Origin of the sequence: Paenarthrobacter nitroguajacolicus (assembly GCF_051027655.1) — a bacterium.
GTDB lineage: Bacteria > Actinomycetota > Actinomycetes > Actinomycetales > Micrococcaceae > Arthrobacter > Arthrobacter nitroguajacolicus.
In genome coordinates this window covers 2,906,087-2,924,895 of sequence record NZ_CP073234.1, presented here as the reverse complement: position 1 = coordinate 2,924,895, position 18,809 = coordinate 2,906,087, and the positions used below count along the sequence as shown (strand labels likewise).

Annotated in this window: 16 protein-coding genes; 7 read left to right on the top strand and 9 right to left on the bottom strand. The window is 62.9% G+C overall.

Features of this window, described 5'->3' with window-relative positions; genetic code table 11:
- Nucleotides 1–18: 18 nt before the first annotated feature.
- The 4 genes from KCX59_RS13865 to KCX59_RS13850 all read left to right on the top strand — a co-directional run bounded on the left by KCX59_RS13865 (nt 19) and on the right by KCX59_RS13850 (nt 6,681).
- Nucleotides 19–951 carry an MIP/aquaporin family protein gene (locus tag KCX59_RS13865; RefSeq protein WP_179017189.1) on the top strand — a complete coding sequence of 311 codons (933 nt, stop codon included), beginning with the start codon at nt 19–21 and terminating at the stop codon, nt 949–951.
- 68 nt (nt 952–1,019) lie between these two features.
- A complete protein-coding gene (locus KCX59_RS13860; RefSeq protein ID WP_179017190.1) occupies nt 1,020–2,225 on the top strand; it encodes an exonuclease SbcCD subunit D in 1,206 nt (401 codons plus the stop codon).
- Nucleotides 2,222–5,233, top strand: coding sequence for an AAA family ATPase (locus KCX59_RS13855; protein WP_179017191.1), 3,012 nt, complete (start codon nt 2,222–2,224; stop codon nt 5,231–5,233). The genes KCX59_RS13860 and KCX59_RS13855 overlap by 4 nt, the downstream gene beginning before the upstream one ends.
- Before the next feature lie 86 nt (nt 5,234–5,319).
- A complete protein-coding gene (locus tag KCX59_RS13850; RefSeq protein ID WP_179017192.1) occupies nt 5,320–6,681 on the top strand; it encodes an MFS transporter in 1,362 nt (453 codons plus the stop codon).
- A 3-nt stretch (nt 6,682–6,684) separates the two neighbouring features.
- On the opposite strand, the gene KCX59_RS13845 is transcribed toward KCX59_RS13850, so the two are convergent.
- Nucleotides 6,685–7,659 carry a helix-turn-helix domain-containing protein gene (locus tag KCX59_RS13845; RefSeq protein WP_179017193.1) on the bottom strand — a complete coding sequence of 325 codons (975 nt, stop codon included), beginning with the start codon at nt 7,657–7,659 and terminating at the stop codon, nt 6,685–6,687.
- Between the two features lie 235 nt (nt 7,660–7,894).
- Here KCX59_RS13845 and KCX59_RS13840 point away from each other — a divergent pair, with 235 nt between their 5' ends.
- Nucleotides 7,895–9,370, top strand: coding sequence for an APC family permease (locus tag KCX59_RS13840; RefSeq protein WP_179017194.1), 1,476 nt, complete (start codon nt 7,895–7,897; stop codon nt 9,368–9,370).
- Between the two features lie 76 nt (nt 9,371–9,446).
- On the opposite strand, the gene KCX59_RS13835 is transcribed toward KCX59_RS13840, so the two are convergent.
- Together KCX59_RS13835 and KCX59_RS13830 are read right to left on the bottom strand one after the other, a co-directional pair.
- Nucleotides 9,447–10,259, bottom strand: coding sequence for a MoaF C-terminal domain-containing protein (locus KCX59_RS13835; RefSeq protein WP_179017195.1), 813 nt, complete (start codon nt 10,257–10,259; stop codon nt 9,447–9,449).
- A 136-nt stretch (nt 10,260–10,395) separates the two neighbouring features.
- A complete protein-coding gene (locus KCX59_RS13830) occupies nt 10,396–11,142 on the bottom strand; it encodes an IclR family transcriptional regulator (RefSeq protein ID WP_370628992.1) in 747 nt (248 codons plus the stop codon).
- A 129-nt stretch (nt 11,143–11,271) separates the two neighbouring features.
- Here KCX59_RS13830 and KCX59_RS13825 point away from each other — a divergent pair, with 129 nt between their 5' ends.
- Nucleotides 11,272–12,606 carry an MFS transporter gene (locus tag KCX59_RS13825; protein WP_179017196.1) on the top strand — a complete coding sequence of 445 codons (1,335 nt, stop codon included), beginning with the start codon at nt 11,272–11,274 and terminating at the stop codon, nt 12,604–12,606.
- Nucleotides 12,607–12,701: 95 nt separating this feature from the next.
- Here the strand turns inward: KCX59_RS13825 and KCX59_RS13820 are convergent, their stop codons facing one another.
- A complete protein-coding gene (locus tag KCX59_RS13820; protein WP_218649052.1) occupies nt 12,702–13,370 on the bottom strand; it encodes a phosphoribosyltransferase in 669 nt (222 codons plus the stop codon).
- Between the two features lie 86 nt (nt 13,371–13,456).
- Here KCX59_RS13820 and KCX59_RS13815 point away from each other — a divergent pair, with 86 nt between their 5' ends.
- Entirely contained in the window at nt 13,457–13,870 is a 414-nt protein-coding gene (locus KCX59_RS13815; RefSeq protein WP_179017198.1) for a MarR family transcriptional regulator, read from the top strand.
- 3 nt (nt 13,871–13,873) lie between these two features.
- Here KCX59_RS13815 and KCX59_RS13810 read toward each other — a convergent pair whose 3' ends face one another.
- The 5 genes from KCX59_RS13810 to KCX59_RS13790 all read right to left on the bottom strand — a co-directional run bounded on the left by KCX59_RS13810 (nt 13,874) and on the right by KCX59_RS13790 (nt 18,682).
- Nucleotides 13,874–14,704, bottom strand: a complete 831-nt coding sequence (locus KCX59_RS13810; RefSeq protein WP_178996779.1) for an alpha/beta fold hydrolase — start codon at nt 14,702–14,704, stop codon at nt 13,874–13,876.
- A gap of 1 nt (nt 14,705) precedes the next feature.
- Nucleotides 14,706–15,035 (bottom strand): biotin/lipoyl-containing protein, encoded by a 330-nt coding sequence (locus tag KCX59_RS13805; protein ID WP_017200407.1) that lies wholly within the window; start codon nt 15,033–15,035, stop codon nt 14,706–14,708.
- Nucleotides 15,028–16,113, bottom strand: a complete 1,086-nt coding sequence (locus KCX59_RS13800) for an alpha-ketoacid dehydrogenase subunit beta (protein ID WP_178996778.1) — start codon at nt 16,111–16,113, stop codon at nt 15,028–15,030. The genes KCX59_RS13805 and KCX59_RS13800 overlap by 8 nt, the downstream gene beginning before the upstream one ends.
- A complete protein-coding gene (locus tag KCX59_RS13795; RefSeq protein ID WP_178996777.1) occupies nt 16,106–17,158 on the bottom strand; it encodes a thiamine pyrophosphate-dependent enzyme in 1,053 nt (350 codons plus the stop codon). The genes KCX59_RS13800 and KCX59_RS13795 overlap by 8 nt, the downstream gene beginning before the upstream one ends.
- Before the next feature lie 138 nt (nt 17,159–17,296).
- Nucleotides 17,297–18,682 (bottom strand): amino acid permease, encoded by a 1,386-nt coding sequence (locus KCX59_RS13790; RefSeq protein ID WP_178996776.1) that lies wholly within the window; start codon nt 18,680–18,682, stop codon nt 17,297–17,299.
- Nucleotides 18,683–18,809: the final 127 nt, after the last annotated feature.

Genomic DNA, 18,809 nt, shown 5'->3' with positions numbered 1-18,809 from the left:
CGTAAGGACCCATTCGACATGACCTCTCCTGTACAAGCGACGCCTGAACACCAACCGGGACTACTTGCCCGGCTGTCGGCTGAAGCTTTGGGTTCGATGTTCGTTGTGGTTGCCGCGGTGGGAGTCGGGATATTTTCGAATCCTGGTGGGGCGCCCTTGCCGGTGGCTCTTGCCACGGGCCTGGCGGTGACAGTGGCAATGCTGGCTTTCGGCTATGTCTCCGGCGGGCATTTCAATCCGGTGATCACCTTAGGCAATTTGATTGCCGGCCGCATCCGGGCCGTGGCGGCCTTGGCCTATGTGGCGGCCCAAATCATTGGCAGCGTCGTTGGTGCTGCCTTAATCTATTTCGTGGTGACCACCGTGCCTGTCCTCACGGACGCCAGGGCGGCGTTCGACGTCGTTGCCCCGGGGTTCGGTGAGCATGCTTCCGCGCAAACGCAGATGGCAGGAGTTCTGCTGGTCGAAGTCCTCGGTTCGGCCCTTATTGTGGCCGTATTCCTTGGCGCGACCGCTGGACGCCGTGCTCTTCCAGCCATGGCCCCCTTCGCGGTAGGCCTTGCAATGGCTGTCCTGCTTCAGCTGGGGCAGGTCCTGGGAAACCTTCCCTTCAACCCCGCTCGGGCAACGGCCCAGGCATTCTTCAGTTCGCCTTGGGCGATTGAGGGCCTGTGGCTCTTCTGGGTGGCCCCGCTGATGGGTGCCGCGCTTGCGGGTCTCGCTTTCCGTGGCTTCCAAGGCCTGTCACAGGCCACCGTCGCCGTGACCGACGACGTCCATGGCGGCAGCGATGGGGTGAACGACTCCTTCGATGCCAATGACGAGCCGGTTGAGGACGTTCATGTCAACGAAGCTCCTGGGAAATCTGACGAGGACGCTTCCCGACGTGTTCCGGCTGCGCCGGTCAGTGATGACGCGCGCGACTTCTTCGACGGGAAAAAGGGCAAATAACCGCACGGGGTCGACGGCGGACGGCTCGCCTGCGCTTTATTGTCGGTGCCCCCGGTTAACTTGAGAATATGCGGTTACTTCATACTTCCGATTGGCACCTTGGCCGGTCATTCCACGGCGTTGGCATGCTTGAAGCCCAACGCAACTTCGTGGACCAGTTGGTATCGCTGGTTGAATCCAAGTCCGTTGACGTGGTGCTCATAGCAGGAGACGTCTACGATCGTGCCTTGCCCGGGCTGGATGTGGTCAAACTGCTGGATGATGCCCTTGTGCGCCTTACTCAGGCAGGGGCCGGGGTTGTCCTGACCAGTGGCAACCACGACTCCGCCATCAGGCTGGGCTTTGCCTCCCGCCTGTTGGAACGCGGGGGAGTGCTCCTGAGAACGCGCGTGGAAGATCTTGATGTTCCAATCCTCTTGCCCCTCGGAGCCGATGGACGTGGCGCCGATGGGCATGGCAAGGACGGCACCGGAAGCGGCCACGTTGCCATTTACGGCATTCCCTATCTTGAACCCCGGCTTGTGGCTGAGCGTCTGGGCGCTGAAAACGCCAACCACTTTGATGTCACCTTGGCGGCAGTGGATCGGATCCGGCAGGATGTTGAAGCCCGCCGCGCATCCGGACCCGTTTATCCGGTGGTTCTAGCGCATACCTTTGCCAGCGGCGGCATTACTTCGGAAAGCGAACGGGACCTGAGCATCGGCGGCCTGGGAGCAGTTCCATTGGATCTCTTTGAAGACTTCACCTACACCGCACTGGGACACCTCCATGGGCGGCAGGAGCTGGCACCCAATGTCCGGTACTCCGGTTCTCCCTTGGCCTATTCATTCTCGGAAGCCAAGCACCATAAAGGCGCCTGGCTGGTGGACCTTGACGCCCATGGAGTGATCGCTGTTGAGGAAGTTGTGTGGGATGCTCCCAAATCCCTTGCCACCTTGCGTGGAACGCTGGATGATCTGCTCGGTGCCGAAGAGCATGCCTGGGCAGAGAGTGCTTACTGCCAGATCACGTTGACGGATGCGCAACGGCCTGCGCAGGCCATGGAAAAGGTGCGCACCCGCTTCCCTGACACCCTGGTTCTCTCCTTCGATCCCCAAGGTGCAGGGCCACGGACTTCCACCAGTTACAGCAATCGGCTCGCCGCTGCCGAAGACGACCTTGGAGTCTGCTGTGGATTCCTGGAACACGTCAGGGATCGCGGTGCCAGCGATGCAGAGGAAGCGGCGCTGCAGGAAGCACTTGAAGCTGTCCGGTTGCAGGAGGCTGAGCTGTGAGAATTCATCGTTTGGACATCGAAGCCTTCGGTCCGTTTGCGACGCCCCAACACATTGACTTCGACCATGTGAGCGCACAGGGCCTTTTCCTCCTCAACGGCGCTACGGGTGCCGGCAAGACCAGCATTCTGGATGCGATCTGTTTCGCCCTGTACGGGTCCGTTCCGGGTGCCCGCCAGGAAGGGAAACGGCTACGAAGCGACCATGCGGCGCCAGGCGCGGAGCCGCGCGTGGTCTGTGAGTTCTCAGCACGCGGGCGGCGTTTCGAAGTGACGCGATCGCCGGCGTGGGAACGGCCCAGCGCCCGCGGCCGCAACGGATTCACCACCCAGCAGGCCAAGACCCTCCTCCGGGAACGGGTGGCAGGAAGCTGGGAAGAGAAATCTTCCAGGAACGATGAGGTAGGTGCCGAGCTCTCGGACGTCCTTGGGATGGACCGGGAGCAGTTCACCCGGGTGGTGATGCTGCCCCAGGGCGACTTCGCGGCTTTCCTGAGGTCCAAGGCCAACGACCGGTTGGAACTGCTGCAAAAGTTGTTCGGCACGCAACGATTTGAAGCTGTTGAACGCCAACTTGTTCAGCAAGCAGCCGAGGCCACCCGGGCCGTGCAGGAGAACGCGTCAGAACTCAAGTTGCTGCTTGACCGGGTTGCATCGGAGCAGGAACAGCTGGGCCTTGCCGCAGTCGCTCCAACCGCCGGCAAGGAGCCAGGACAGGAACCTCAGGCCTGGCTTGCCGCTGTGGAAGCGGAAGTCAGTGCTGAATGGAAGCGGCGGCAGGACGAGGCCGCTGAGGCAGAATCCCTGGCTACCCGCCTGATGGAACAATTCCAAGAAGCTCAGGAGAAGTCGCTACGGCATGGGCGGCTCGGCGCTGCGATGCAGCGGCGGGTCCTGCTGGAGCTGGCAGCGCCCCGGGCTCTGGAGAACAAGGAGAAGCTCGGAAAGCACCGACGTGCCGCTGTTCTCGGCGGCCATCTGGAAGCGGTCGATACTGCAGCGCGCAAACTCGAAGCTGCGGCTGCGCGGACGGAAGGCCTGCGAGGGAAGCTTGCCGCGGTCGGCTTGGAGGCAACAAACACTGCCGCTGCCTTGGAAGGCGTCAAGGCAAGCAGCGCAGTTCTTGAGGCACGGCTGCCCGATGAGCAGCGATTGGAAGAGATCACGGCGCGCCTTGCAGCCAAGCGTAGTCAAACGGCGGAACATCAAGCCGCTGCCGAGGCTTCGGCGTCCGTGCTGGAACAGCTGCGCGAAGACGTGTCCACTGTGGAATCGCAAATTCGGCCCCTCGAGCCTTTGGCCGGCCAACTGACAGAACTGGAACGGAATGCTGAGGCTGCGGCTGAGCTGGTTCGAATCGTAGCCCGCCATGTAACGGCTGCCAGCGAGTTGGCCGAGGTTACCGAAAAGCAGCTCCAGGCCCGGTCGGCGTCACAGGACCTCCGGCAACAGTGGCTCGACGTCCGCGAGCTGCGTTTGGCCAACGCAGCAGGGGAGTTGGCCGCGGCACTGGAAAGCGGTAAGCCGTGCGCTGTTTGCGGCAGCCAAGAGCACCCCAATCCTGCCGAAGCAGTGCGATCAGCACTCTCCCTGGCCCAGGAAGAGGAAGAAGCCAAGGAACAGTTCGAGGCCAGTGAAAAAGCCCTGGGGCTCCTCACCGAACAAGTTTCCTCCGCAGCCCAGGTGCTTGCCGGACTGGTTGCCCAAGGGGGTGCAACCGATGCTGCTGAAGCAGAGGCCAAACAGATATCCGCCCAAGACGCTGCCTCGGCGGCACGAAAGGCGGCAGGCTTGCTGGAGAAGCTTCGTGGCCGGCAGGAAGCCCTCACCAAGCGGATCTCTCTGGTGCAGGAAGAACACGACGCTTCCGTGAGCAAGGCGGCACAGGCGTCGTCAGCTGTTCACCTGTTTCAGGAGCAATGTGTTGCCCTTGAAACGGATCTGGCTGGCTTAAGGGGGGACTTTCCGAGCCTGCGTGAACGGCTGGATGCACTCATGGCTGAGCGCGGGCTCTTGCAAGCCGTCGCGGACGCAGATGTGGAACTGGAACGGGCGGAGCAAGCCCGGGAAGACGCCGCCGCGTCGCTTGAAAAGGCCTTGCCGGAATCCGGTTTCACCTCCGCTGACGACGCTCGCCGGGAGATACTCTCACCGGCCGATGTTGTGGGTCTTGAGAAAGACCTGGCTGATTTCGACGCTGAATCATCCCGCTTGGATGAGTTGTTTGCCAGCGAGGACCTGGTCCTTGCCGCCAAGGAAGCGAACATAGGCGAGCTTCCCTTGGGAGAAGCTGAACTTGCTGAATCGAAGCTGATTGCTTCCAATGCCGCAGATACAGCGCGGGCCGAGGCTTTGTCTGCGGGTATGGCCGGAAAATCGGCGGCCGCTGTTGCCCGGTTGCGGAGGGAGTATCAAACCCTGGCACAAGCGGGAAGCGAACCGCGGAACAGGGCGCACATGCTTGCTGAGCTGGCCGACACCTTGAGGGGATCGGGCGACAACAGCTACCGGATGAGCTTGAACACCTACGTCCTCGCTGCACGGCTGGAACAGGTGGCAACTGCCGCCTCCGAGCGGCTCGTGGCCATGAGCGACGGCAGATATACGTTGCAACATACGGACGCCAAGGCCGCCAGGGGAGCGAAGTCCGGCCTCGGGCTTGAAGTCGTAGACGAATGGACTGGCCAGCGCCGGGACACTTCCACCCTCTCTGGCGGCGAATCCTTCATGGCGTCGTTGTCATTGGCACTTGGCCTTGCCGATGCCGTCCAGCAGGAGGCCGGCGGCGTGGACATCGAGACACTGTTTGTTGATGAAGGCTTCGGCAGTCTCGATGAACAAGCCCTGGAACAAGTGATGGATGCCTTGGAGGGACTGCGCGACGGCGGCCGGGTAGTTGGGCTGGTCAGTCACGTCGGGGAGATGAAGCAACGCATCACCAGCCAGCTACAAGTGGTCAAGGGCAGGCACGGTTCCAGCGTGCGGATTGCCGACGCCGTGCCCGTCTGACAGCTATCCGATAGACTTAACCCGTTACACCGGGTCGCGCGCATCGGGAGGAGGGACGATGCGCACACTTTAGCGAACCCGGATTAATGGAAAAGTCTTCTCTAGCTTCACAGCCTTTATCATCGGCTCCCGCACGCCCTTCACGCCTTCCGGGCCGCTTCGCGCGGCTTCCCGAATTGGCCGGACCCGGTTTCCTTCCGCTGGGCCTTTTCGCCAGGCTTCCCCTGGCCATGCTGACAGTCGGCACCCTGACGCTGGTCACCGCCGTCAGCCATTCCTACGCGATCGGCGGCATGGCGGCCGGAGCGGTTGGCATCGGCTCGGCCCTGGGTGCTCCCGTCCTCGGCTCCCTGGCTGACAGGGCAGGACAACGGATCGTACTCCTCGTGGCAGCGGTCATCAACACACTCGCCGTCGCGGGGCTCCTTGCTGCGGCTTACCTCACTCCCGCGTACGGCTCGGTGGCCGACGCAGTTGGCGTCCTCATTGCAGCTTTCCTCGCGGGAGCCAGCTGCCCCCAGGTGGGTCCCATGGCCCGTGTCCGATGGATGGCACTGACAACCCGCAATGTATCCCAGTCCTCAGCCAACGGAGGCCGAAGCGTCGCGGCCAACCGGGCTGACCTGGACACCGCGCTGTCCTATGAAGGGACAGCGGACGAGATCACCTTCGTCCTAGGCCCTGCCCTGGTGGGGGTCCTCGCCAGCATGGTGGCACCCTGGTTGCCGCTCGCCCTGGCAGCCGTCATGACCATCACGTTGGTTCCTGCTTTTGCGATCCATCCCAGCCAGCTGGCGGTTGTACCGGCACCTCGGAAGCCGAGTGCCGGCGCCGTGCCTCCAGGAGAGCAAGCGGCCCCGGTAAGTCCTGCGAGCCGCAACCGTTGGGCAGGCGCGGTGGTGGCCGTGCCGGTCTTCGCGATGGTGTGCATGGGTACCTTTTTTGGGGCAACCCAAAACGCCCTGAGTGCCTTTTCCGCACAGTACGCCACTGCCGAAATCGCTGGACTTCTATACGCAGCAATGGGCCTCAGCTCAGCTGTAGCAGCGCTATCCGTCGCATTCTGGCCGCAACGGTTCAGCCTGGCTTCCCGCTGGATAGCGGCAGCGCTGGCGATGTCCGTTTTGTCGCTTTTGCTGCTTCTTCCGGCGGGTATCTGGCCCATGATCTTTGTCCTGCTGATACTGGGCATCCCCGTAGGGCCGGTGATGGTCACTGTCTTCAGCATCGGCGGAGTGGTGGCGCCGGCCGGCCGCATGGCAACGGTGATGACGGCACTGGCCAGCGGAATCGTGGCTGGAACTGCTTTGGGCTCTTATCTGGCCGGGCAATTGGCTGAAACGCAAGGCCCGGGTGCGGCGTTCGTGGTCTCCATGGCGGCGGCCGCCGGCCTTTTGCTGCTGGGCGTAGTCACGTCCTTAGTCTTGAAGCGGCAGCCCCAGGCGTAGCTGCTACGAGGCGTTGCGGTAACCGGTGGGGGAGTTCCCGAATGCTGCCCGGAAGATCCTGCTGAAATGGGCGGCGTCGGTGAACCCCCACCGGGCTGCGATGGCAGTGACCGGTCGATCGGCAAGGACCGGATCCCTGAGGTCGCGCCGGCAACGTTCGAGTCGTCGTTGCCGGATGGACGAGGCCACCGTAGTCCCGATTTCCTGGAAGAGATCGTGCAGGTGCCGCGTCGATATGTAGTGGGCAGCGGCGATGGTTCCGGGGGAGAGCTCCGGGTCACCGAGGTTGGCTTCAATGTAATCGTGGATGCGGCCCAGCAGGAGGAGGTGCGGATCCCGTCCCGTCTCGATCAGCTGATCGAGTTCACCGTTGAAGAGTGTGGTCACCAAATCCAGTGCATTGTGGACCAGCCGTAGCCCGTTGGAGCCCGAGAGGGCTTCAAGGTTGTCGGCCAGTTTTACCAGAAAGGGGCTGATTAATTCACCAAGGCCCTCGTCGCCCGGAATGCGCAAGGCAGTGACATGGCCCATGGCTTCGGCTGGCAGGTCCAGCAGAACATGCGGGAACATGAGCACCAGAGTGCGGAAGTCGTCGTCGAACGTTAATTGATAGGGCCGGGAGGTGTCATAGATGGAGAGATCACCGGGACGCAACACGGCTTCGCGTTCGTCCTGAACCAGGCGGCCCGAACCAGCGAGTTGGATGCTGAGTTTGAAGAATCGCCCTGTGGACTTGGCAATCAGCTCCGGTGTGCGGAGGACGGTATGGGGTCCGGCAGTAATCTCCACTACGGAGATCTGCCCCAGCACCCGGGCACGCATGGTTCCGTGGAAGGCTGCCCCCTGGAGGGAAGAACTGCGCGGCCCCGTTGCCAACAGAGGCACGAAGGAGGTGGATATTGCTTTGCTCCACTCCTGGAACGACTCCGCCACGATGGTTTGCACGGTTGCGGGGCCCGTATCAGCCGCGACGGTCATCAAACTCCCTTTCAATGGCCCGCGGGCGACGCCGCCTCCGGGGCCGGTATGCCGATAACGCGGACGTGAGCTTGCCCACGATTCTACACCGGGGCCCACGTGCCGCCGTGCTTGCGTGCAGCGACAAATACCCTGCCGTGTGAGACAAGTCACGCACGCTTCCTGCGGTGGAAGATTGCGGAATGACAGACACCGTGCCGTGCAATCTCCCGCGGCACCGAGGCAGGAGCACACTATGAGCGTGGATAACCCCGTCAAGGGCAGGACCGCCGGAACAGTCGGTACCAAACGGCGGCTCGGCGTACCGGCAGTGACCTTCATGATTATCGCGGCCTCCGCACCGCTGACTGTGCTGGCAGGAGGTGTGACCACCACCTTCGCGGTCACCGGCGTGACCGGGGTGCCGCTGTCATTCCTGATTCTGGGCGGAATCCTGGCGCTGTTCGCCGTGGGCTACGCGGCAATGAGCCGCTACGTCACCAACGCCGGCGCCTTCTACGCCTACATAGCGCAGGGCATCTCCAGGCCCGCCGGCGTGGGGGCATCGCTGATTGCACTCATGGCCTACAACCTGATGCAGGTGGGCATCTATGGGTTGTTCGGCTTCACGGTCTCCTCGCTCCTATCTGCGCGGCTTGGCATCAGCGTTCCCTGGTGGATCCCGGTGCTCGCCTGCATTGCCGTCGTCGGATGGTTGGGTGTGAACAGGGTGGACCTGTCCGCAAAGGTGCTTGGTGTCCTGGTGGCCCTCGAATTCCTGGTGGTGATCGTGTACGACATCGTCAGCCTGGCTGTGGCTCCGGAAGGCATCAGTGCAGTGACTTTGAGCCCCGAAAGCCTCTTTGTTCCCGGGATCGGCGCAGTCCTCTCCTTTGGAATAGCCGCCTTCATGGGCTTCGAATCCGCTGCAATCTATGGTGAGGAATCCAAGGACCCCAAACGAACGGTCGCAAGGGCAACGTTTGCAGCTGTGGGAATCATTGCCGTGTTCTATGCCGTCTCCGCCTGGGCAATGACCGTAGGGGCAGGGCCGTCCGCCGTTGTCGAGGCGGCAACTACTGACGGACCAGATATGATGTTCGCTTTCCTTGGCGCCCACGGGGGCCTGTTGCTCAGCGACATCGCCCAGGTTCTCTTTGTCACCAGCCTTTTCGCCGCACTCGTTAGTTTCCACAATGCCGTAGCGCGCTATTTCTTCTCCCTCGGCCGCGAGCGCGTCCTGCCGTCGGCGCTCGCCAAGGTGCGGGCGGAAAGTGGGGCACCGTTCGCCGGTTCGCTGGCGCAAACGGTGATCGCCGTCGTCGTAACGCTTGGCTTTGCGATTGCCGGTGCAAGTTCCGAACTCGGTGAACTGTATCCCGTGCTGACTATGTTTACTTGGCTGACCAACAGCGGTGCCATGGGGCTGGTGCTGCTGATGACCGTGGTGTCGGTAGCTGTGATCGGTTTCTTCCGGCGGCAGCAGCACGGGGCAAACCTGTGGGTAAGGGTGATCGCTCCAGGCCTGGGTTTCGTGCTTCTTGCCGTTGTCTTTGTGCTCATCATGGCGAACTTCAACGTCCTGCTGGGACAGACCGAGTCAACGGCCGCTACGTTCGTCTTGCCGTTGCTGGTGCTGCTGCCCGGGGTTGCGGGCGTCATCTGGGGCTTGCGCCTCCGGCGCTCGCAGCCTGCCTTGTACGCTCGGATCGGCCACGGCTCGGAGGCCTGATAACCCGCGCACCATAGATGAAGCCCCGGCGGGCGTTGCGCTCGCCGGGGCTTCATTGTTGTCCTCTTTGCTTGGGCTAATCCCGCATGGCCGGGTCCAGGGCGGGGTTCAATTCCGGGCTGTGCTGGGTGATGCTGATCAGGCGGCCGTGTGCACCGAAAGTGAAGTGCACGGGTTCCCTTCCTGCCTCGTCCCAGCCGAAGAGGCTGCCATGGGACCTGATGGCGTTGGGATCACGGTGGTCGGCGACGGTGACCGAGCCGCAGGGTATGACCTTCTCGCGCCAAGTGAAGACGAAAATCCCGGGGCGGACCTGAAATACGGTGTTGGAGTCCGTGTCTGCCAATCCGCGCTCAGGACCTGCCAGGCACTGCCACGTGTACCAGGTTGGGCTGAGGTAGATGTGTTCGTAGGCATGCGTTTCGCTGTAGACCCATTCGACGCGGCGGCCGATGAGTGCACGGCTTTCGGAGATTTCCGTGCCCGTGGCGCGGTATCCATCGAGCGTCCCTGGGCGGAAATCGTGATGGACGGCCACGCTGGAGGGGGTTGCCCTGCCGAGCGTGGCGCCAATGTAGAGTGCCCGGCCGTGTAAGAGGTCCAACACCAGGGAAACGGCGAGTTCCGGGTCCTGGGGGTTCTGCCATTGGGCGTAGTACAACTCCTCGGCCACCAGGAAGGCCTCATAGGTGGATGTCCCGGCGTGACTGGCGGCAGCCCATTGGACTTCTTCGTCGTCGAAGCTGAAAGTCATGGGTCCACCGTCGCCGCTGACGGAAAACTGTTGTCCTGCCAGGTCTTGCACGGTAGGGGCCTTGTTGGCGTCGAAGCCGGGGGCCAGGCCGTCCAGTGGCAGCCAGTTGGAGGTATCAAGGAGATTCAGGCTCATGGGTTCCTTCTCGTGCTCGAAAGAAGGACCGGACGGTGTGTCCGGTCCTTGTTCGAGTATTCGCTTTCCCCGGGCTGCCGTCTTGTGCTGTGGGGCACGTCACTTGACCTGAAAGGAATGGTTCAGGGAGGAGGTTTCAGGCCAGCTGGCTTTCGATCCGCGCGGCGCTGGCGGCCAGCGCCTTGCCCACGGCGTCAGCGTCCTGGTCCAAGCGGATATAGACGACGGCGATCGCCGCCGGCCGGCCGCCAGGCACCCGGATGGGGGCAGCGATGGAGGACAGGCCGGCGATGACTTCATCGTGGCTGGTTGCGTATCCCAGGCGGCGGGCCTCGTGCGCTTCGGCGCGGTAGGGGTTTCCTGCTCCTACCTGCTGCCAGCGGTCCTCCGTCATGGTTGATTGGATGGCGATCCCGGGAGCGCCGGTGGCGATGGGGTGGCGGTTGCCCGGGTGCTGCGCGAGGGCGGCACCTGAGTGTCGCGGCTCAACAGTGACCAGATTGATGCATTCCTGGTGGTCCCACACCGCCACGAATGCAGTCATGTGCAGTGTGTTCGCCAACTGGGTGAGCTCGGGTAGTGCTGCCGATTGCAGGTTCCGTGAGACTCCGCGGGCCAGGACGGACAGCCCGGGGCCAGGTTGCACGCGGCCGGAGTCGTCACGCACCAGCAGCGAGTGGTCCTCCAGCGTCCGCAGAATTCGGTAGGCCACGGACCGATGGACGCCGAGGGCCTCCGTGAGTTCGGCGATGCTGAGGGGGCGTTCGGCTGCCGCCAGAATTTCCAGCGCACGGATTCCGCGGGAGAGCGTTTGCGACGGCGGAACCTGCGTTGCCGTTTCCGGCGGACCTTTGACGTCGCTGCGGGGATTCATGCGAACCATTCTATGGTGGCCGACACGACAGGGGTCTGTGCTTTGAGTCACAGGTTGTAGTATTCTTTCCTAACTGACCGTTCTGTCGGTTAATGCATGTCCCGCGCCGACCAGTCACTCTCACCCCATGGAGTTCCAATGACCGAAACTTCCACTGTCGATTCACCGTCAGGGCCCAGCACCAAGCGCGAAGAGCGCCGGGTTCTGGCCGGGACGCTGGTGGGCACCACCATTGAGTGGTACGACTTCTTCATCTTTGCCCAGCTGACGGCCACGCTGTTGGCCCCGTTGTTCCTTTCTCCTTTGGAGAAGTCCAACCCGGGCGTCGCTCAGCTCCTGTCGTTCGCCACGATCGGCATCAGCTTTTTGTTCAGGCCTCTGGGTGCCTTCGTAGCCGGGCACCTCGGTGACCGCCTCGGCCGCAAGGCCGTGCTGGTTATGACGTTGGTCATGATGGGTGCTGCCACCGCGTTGATCGGGATGCTGCCCACCTATGCCACCATCGGCGTCTGGGCTCCCATCCTGCTGATCACCCTGCGCGTTGTCCAAGGATTCTCGGCCGGCGGCGAATGGGGTGGTGCTGCACTGATGGCTGTGGAGCACGCGCCCCTCAAAAAGCGCGGACTTTTCGGCGCCTACCCGCAGATCGGTGTTCCGATCGGTATGATCCTGGCCACCGGGCTGTTGTTCCTGCTGCAGTCGGGCATGTCCAAGGAAGATTTCGCGTCTTGGGGATGGCGCGTTCCGTTCCTGCTGTCCGTGGTCCTCATCGTGGTGGGCTACCTGATTCGACGCGCAGTTGGCGAGAGCCCTGTCTTCAAGGAGATCGCCCAGCGAAAGGCTGAAAGCAAGGCACCGCTGGGCGAATTGTTCCGGAAGAACAAGAAGGAAGTAGTCCTGGCCGCGCTGATCTTCATCGCCAACAACGCCGCTGGCTACTTGTTGATTGCCTTCTTCATCTCCTACGCCACGCGTACGTTGAAGATGCCCACGCCCCAGGTTTTGCTGGCCACCACCATCGCGTCCTTCGGCTGGCTCATCTTCACTATGGTGGGCGGTTGGTTGTCGGACAAGATAGGCCGCGTCAAGACTTTCATCATCGGCTACGGCCTGGTCTTCGCCTGGATGATTCCGATGTTCGTGCTGATCGATTCCAAGGACATCGTGCTCTACGGAACCGCGTTGTTCGTCCTCACCATTGGGTTGGGTCTGTCCTACGGTCCGATGTCTGCCATGTATGCCGAGATGTTCCCGGCGCAGGTCCGCTATTCGGGAATTTCCATCGGGTACGCGTTGGGTGCAATTCTGGGCGGCGCCTTCGCTCCGCTCATTGCCCAAGCACTCCTGGACACCACCAAGTGGTCCGGCTCAGTGGGCATCTACATCATGGTGCTGTGCGTCATCTCTGCCATAGGCGTGATCCTGGCCAAGGAAACCCGCGGCCGGCCGTTGGGCTACAGCGTCCATCACTAGGCGCTCCAACAGAGTCCAAAAGACGGGCGCGGTCCAGGGGACCGCGCCCGTCTCTGCGTCCATGCTGGACTCTTCGCGTTTATGGACGACGGCGACTACTTGCGGCCGCTGGCCTCTGCAGCTTCAAGTTGACCTACGACGTCGTCGTCCGACAACTGCTCGAAGCGTTCGTAGAAGGCGCCAACAGCATGGAATTTTCCGGGCGTGTGCAATGCCATCACAAAGTCGCAAACCCGACCCAGCGACGTCGAGGCTTCCAGCGAGGCAACCGGTACCGCGGCGACGATGGTGCTGGCACCACCGGCCCGGACCGCCTCCACGGCTGCCCGCATGGTGGCTCCTGTAGCCAGTCCGTCGTCGGTCAGCACCACGGTCTTCCCCCGGAGATCGTGGCCGATACCCGGGTAGCGGGTGGCGCGTCGGATAAGTTCGGCACGCTCATGCGCTTCCACTGCATCCAAAGCGGCCTGGGAAATGCCGTGGGCGAGGACGAGCTCCTTCAGGGGCCTGTTGACGATCCGCAGGACGTCCCCCCGGGACCAAGCCAATGCCCCGAAAGCGGTCTCGTCACGCCCCGGAATGCCCAGCTTGCGGACCAGTACAGCGCCAAACGGCAAGTACAGTTCTGCAGCTGCGGCTGCGGCTACCGGGACCCCGCCACGGGCCAGGCCAAGGACGATGGTATCCGGCCGTTCCCTCAGCTGGGGCAGTCCTTCAGCCAGGCGTCGACCGGCTTCCGCGCGGTCCTTGAAACGCATGCCCATCTGCTCCACTTCCACGTAATTCGTTGCACTCCCAAGCCTACCGTCCAGACCTTGCCCGGTGGCGCCCCCGCTGAAAGCATGGCCTTGTGAACAAGCCCATCGGATATTGGATCAAACGGCTGGACGCCGCATTGGAAGTCCAGCTGGACGCCACCTTGGCCAGGATCAAGCTCACTAAGCGCCAATGGCACGCCTTGGGCACCCTTTCAGAGGGTGCCCTGCTGCCTGATCAGCTGGAGGACATCCTCCAGCCGCTGTGGGGCGGCGACGTCCGGCTGCGCGAGCGGGAACTTGCAGCCCTGGTGGGGCGGGGAATGATCACCATGATCGATGACAGGCTGGCACTGAGCGAACGCGGTCGGGAAAAATACCACGAGGCCCAGCGGATGGTGGAAGATGCGCGTCAGGACTTGTCCATGGGCATCGGCATCGACGAGTACGCAATGGCCCTCAGCGTGCTGGAACGCATGAGCCTTAATGCTGAGCGGCTGGCCCGCTGACTTCTATACGCCGAGGAATTCGACGGCGGCTTCCTTGAACGCCCGGCTGGTTATCACATTGGTATGGGTGCGCCCCGGAATCACCAGGGTCTCCACCATGCCTCCACGCTTGCCGGCGATCGAGGCCAACTCGGGCATGGTGGCCGCCCGTTCGTCTTTCTCGCCGGCTACGAGCAAGAGGGGCATGTGCGGGGCGGCCTCCGCGGGATCAAAGGGCTCGCCCTTGATGGCCTCGATCAGTGACAACATGGCGAACAGGTTGTTGCTTGGAAGCATCTGGGCCATCTTCAGGAGCCCGGCGGTGGAGGCGTCTTCAATGGGTGTGCCGTCTGCCAGGTGCCGCTGCGCAGCAACGAGGTCGAAAGCTGCCAACGGATCTGCTGAACTCGGCCCACCCAGGACAATACGGTGAACCAGGTCCGGCTGGGTGGCGCCAAACTCCCAAGCCAGCCGCGATCCCAGCGAGTAGCCGATGACGTCCAGTCCCGTGGACGGGTCGCCGTCGCGCAAGGGCCGCGCGCCGGCGTCGGTCACTATTTGGAGAAGGTCAGCGCGGATGCGGCTGGGCGTGTACGAATCCAGGTCCTCGGGGGAGTGGCTCCGGCCGTGACCCGGAAGGTCCACAGTGATGACCCGGCGGCCGGCATCCTGAAGGGTGGTGATCCACCCGCTGTCCACCCAGTTCAGTTTCGTGGAAGACGAGAAGCCGTGAATCAGCAGGACGGGGCGCAGGCCGGCGTCGGTGGCCGGCTCGTGAACTTCCACGAACAACCCGGGGTCCGTTCCCTCTACCGTGTGCCTGTGCTGTTCCATGGTGTGCCTGCCGGTCATCATGTCAGTCCTCATCGAGTACGGCGCTCAGGCGGACCCGGCGCTTGGGTGCTTCGTCCTTCGGAACAGTGCCCACGATCCCGGCGGTGTCGTCCGGAACCTCGAACACAATCAGCGGTTCGCCAACGTTGATGGTGTCACCGGGCGCCCCGTGAATACGCACCACTTTACCCGCCTGCGGGCTCGGCAATTCGAGGGCCGATTTTGTGGTTTCGAGCTCCACGATCGGTTGGTTGCGTTCCACCTGCTGGCCGGGCTCCACGAGCCAGTCCAGCACGGTCGCCTCAATGAGGCCCTCGCCGAGGTCGGGGAGCGGGAAGGAAATTTCAGCCACGGCGGTACTCCAGGACGCGTTGGATCCCAAAGAGGATGCGGTCGATGTTGGGGATGTATTCGTCCTCCAGGTCTCCGGAGGGGTAGGGCACGTCGAAGCCGGTCACGCGTTCAACCGGCGCCTTGAGTGTGGCGAAGCAGCTCTGCGTGATGAGCTGGGCCACCTCCGCACCCAAACCTGAGGTCAGCGGCGCTTCATGGACGACGACGGCGCGGCGCGTCTTCCCGACAGACCTCGCCAGGGCTTCTGCGTCAATCGGTTTAAGCCAGCGCAGGTCCAGGACCTCGACGTCGATGCCGTCCTCGGCCGCCAACTCAGCAACCTGCAGGCAGCGCGAGACCATGGCACCCCAGGCAACGAGGGTGAGGTGACGGCCTTCCCTGGCCACCCGGGCGCCGGTCAGGCTGCCGCCGTAGGGCGTGTCGCCGTCGTGGGTTGCCTCGCCGGGCACCGCGGTGGTGACGTCCACCGGTCCCTTTTGCCAGTAGCGCGATTTGGGCTCCATGAAGATCACCGGGTCCGGCCGGGTGGCAGCGTACTTCAGCAGGTGGTAGGCGTCGTGCGGGTTGGAGGGGGAGACCACCTTGAGCCCGGGAACGTGGGCGAAGAGCGCCTCCAGGCTCTCGCCGTGGTGTTCCGGTGCGCGAATGCCGCCGAAGCTGGGTACGCGCAAGGTGATGGGCATGGGCAGGGTGCCGCGGCTGCGGTAGTTCATCCTCGCGATTTGGCAGACGATCTGGTTGATGGCCGGGTAGGCGAAACCGTCGAACTGGACTTCCGGGATGGGGTGGAAGCCTGCCATTGCAAGGCCCACGGACATGCCGAGGATGCCGGACTCGGCAAGCGGGGTGTCGAAGACGCGTGCCTCGCCATGTTTCGCCTGGAGGCCGTCGGTGATGCGGAAGACGCCGCCCAGCTGTCCGCAGTCCTCGCCAAAGATGACGGCCTTGGGGTTCTCAGCCAGGATTTCGTCGAGTGCACGGTTGAGTGCTTGCTGCATGGACAGCTGTTGAACGCCGTCTGTAGCGGTTTCCGTGCTGTTGTCTTTTATTCGCAGATCGGTGATGGTCTCAGGCATGTTCTGACTCCTCGCGCCACGCGGTGGCCTGGGATTGAAGGGCTGGCGTTGGTTCCTGGAAGACCAGGCTGAACATTTCGGCGCCGGGCCTTGGGCCCAGGTCCGCAATGCCCGCCCGGACGGCCTCTTCTTCCTCTAAGGCCAATCGCTGTGCATCCGCGAAGAAGGCCTCGTCGGCCACTCCTTCGGCGAGGAGCCGCTGCTTGAACCGCTCCAGCGGATCCTCGCCGGCGTCGAGGCGTTCCTCCTCCAGCGTGCGGTAGCGGCCGGGATCGTCTGCGGTGGAGTGCGGACCGCGGCGGTAGGTCATGGCCTCGATGACCACGGGGCCGTTGCCCGCGCGGCAGTGCGTGAAAGCAGAACGAGTGGCTTCGTAGACTGCCACGACGTCATTGCCGTCCACTTGCACGGACGGGATTCCGTAGCCTGCGGCGCGAGCTGCGACGGAGCCTCCGGCAACTTGGCGTTCCGTAGGGACGGAGATGGCCCAGCCGTTGTTTTGGATGAAGAAGACCACCGGGGCTTTCATGACGGCGGCGAAGTTCATGGCTTCGTGGACGTCGCCCTGGGAGGAAGCTCCGTCGCCAAAGTACGTCATGGCTACGCCCGTTTCACCTGTGGCATGGCCGGCCAGGGTTTGGCCGTGGGCCCAACCCACAGCGTGCAGCACTGACCCTGCCACCACCGCCTGGATGGGTGCGAACCTGGATTCCAGCGGGTTGTACATTCCGCCGTGCCACGTGGCCTTGTGCGTGGACATGTAGCCCACCATGTCCAGGCCCATCGCCCGTGCAACACCCATCTCGCGGTAGGTGGGGAAGACGAAGTCCCTGGTCCGGTCAACGGCGTAGCCACTGCCCACCTGCGCGGCCTCCTGGCCGAGCTCCGGCGCGTAGCCCGGAATGATCCCTTGGCGCTGCCAAGCCACGGCCGAAGTGTCCAGGTGCCGGACGGCTGCCATCAGGGTGTACAGCTCACGTAGTTGCTGGTGGGTGAGCGGGGCCGCGTCATCATCGACGGCGGCCAGCACAGGATGTGTAGTCATAGCTGTGACCCTAGTCACCCAATGATGGTGTGCGCAATCAGCTCAGTTCAAACGAAACACTTTGTACAATTTGGGCACACAAAGAAGCCCTGCACAGTACAAACTGTGCAGGGCTTTCTTGCGGTGATAAGCAGTTGGTTACTCGACGGATGTGGAGTGTTTGGCGGCCTTTGACTTGGCGTTGATGAAGCAGCCGGCGGCTATGACCAGGATCAAAATGAATGTTCCGATCAGCTGTCCGGCACTTTCCGGGTTGGCGAAGCCCACCACCAGGATCAGGCCCAGCAGGACGAGGCCGACGATGGTGAGGAAGGGGAATCCCTTCATGCGCAGCGGCAGCTCTGTGCCGTCCCGATCCGCCCTGCGGCGCAGGATAAATTGCGACACCAGCGCCGTACCCCAGACCACCAGGCAAGTGGAGCCCACAAGGTTCAGCAAGGCGGGCAGGATTTTTTCCGGGAACAGCAGTTCAAGGACCGTTGCGATGAAGCCGAAGGCAACCGAAATTCCGACGGCGGCGACGGGAACCTTTGAGCCGCTGAGGCGGGACAGGAAGCGGGGTGCTTCCCCCCGCTCTGAGAGGGAGAAAATCATGCGGGAGGCGCCGTAGAGATTGGCGTTGAGCGCGGACAGCAGGGCAACGACGGCCACCAGGGTGATGGCTGCGCCGGCGCCGGGGATTCCCGCAAGGTCCAGTACGCCGGCGAACGGGGACTTCAGGCCGTCCGAGCCCACGGGGAGAACGGCTGCGATGACAAACACGGAGCCGATGTAGAAGACCAGGATGCGCCAGACCACCGTGCGGATGGCCTTGCCAACGCTATGGGCAGGGTTCTCGGTTTCGGCAGCAGCAACGCTGACGATCTCGGTTCCACCGAACGCGAAGATCACGACGAACAAGGCGGCGGCGATGCCACCGATGCCGTTGGGTGCAAAGTCGCCAAAAGCTGAGAATCCGGGGGAGGGAACGTTCGGCAGCCAACCGAACAGCAGGGCTGCGCCGATCAGCAGGAAGATGACGATTGCGGCCACCTTGAGGATGGCGAACCAGAATTCGAACTCGCCGAAGTTGCGGACGCCCACCAGGTTGATTCCGGTGAAGACCACCATGAAGACCAGTGCAAGGACCCAAACGGGGATGACCGGCCAGATGGAGAACAGGAGTCCGGCTGCGCCGATGGCTTCGGCGGCAATGACCACCACCAGCTGGAGCCACCACAGCCAGCCGATGGTTCCGCCGGCGGTCTTGCCCATGGCTTTCTCCGCGTATACGGAGAACGCGCCGCTGTTCGGGTTGGCAGCTGCCATCTCGCCGAGGGCCCACATGACCAGGATGATCAGCGTCCCGGCCACGAGGTAGGAAATAAGCACTGCCGGGCCGGCGGCCTGGACGCCCGCTCCGGAGCCGAGGAAGAGGCCTGCGCCGATCGCACTTCCGAGCCCCATCATGGTGAGCTGGCGCGGTTTGAGTGAATGGCCGAGGCCGGATGTTGGGGCAGGAGCCGCGATGGACTTCGTTGTCATACGTGTCTACCTTCTATGGATTACATGCTGGTTTGGCGTGCTGGCCTCATGGGCTTGGCACGCAGGCGTCGACGACGCAGCAAGAGCCGTGGAATAATTCTCGCAGTTTGTAAGATACATCACTTTT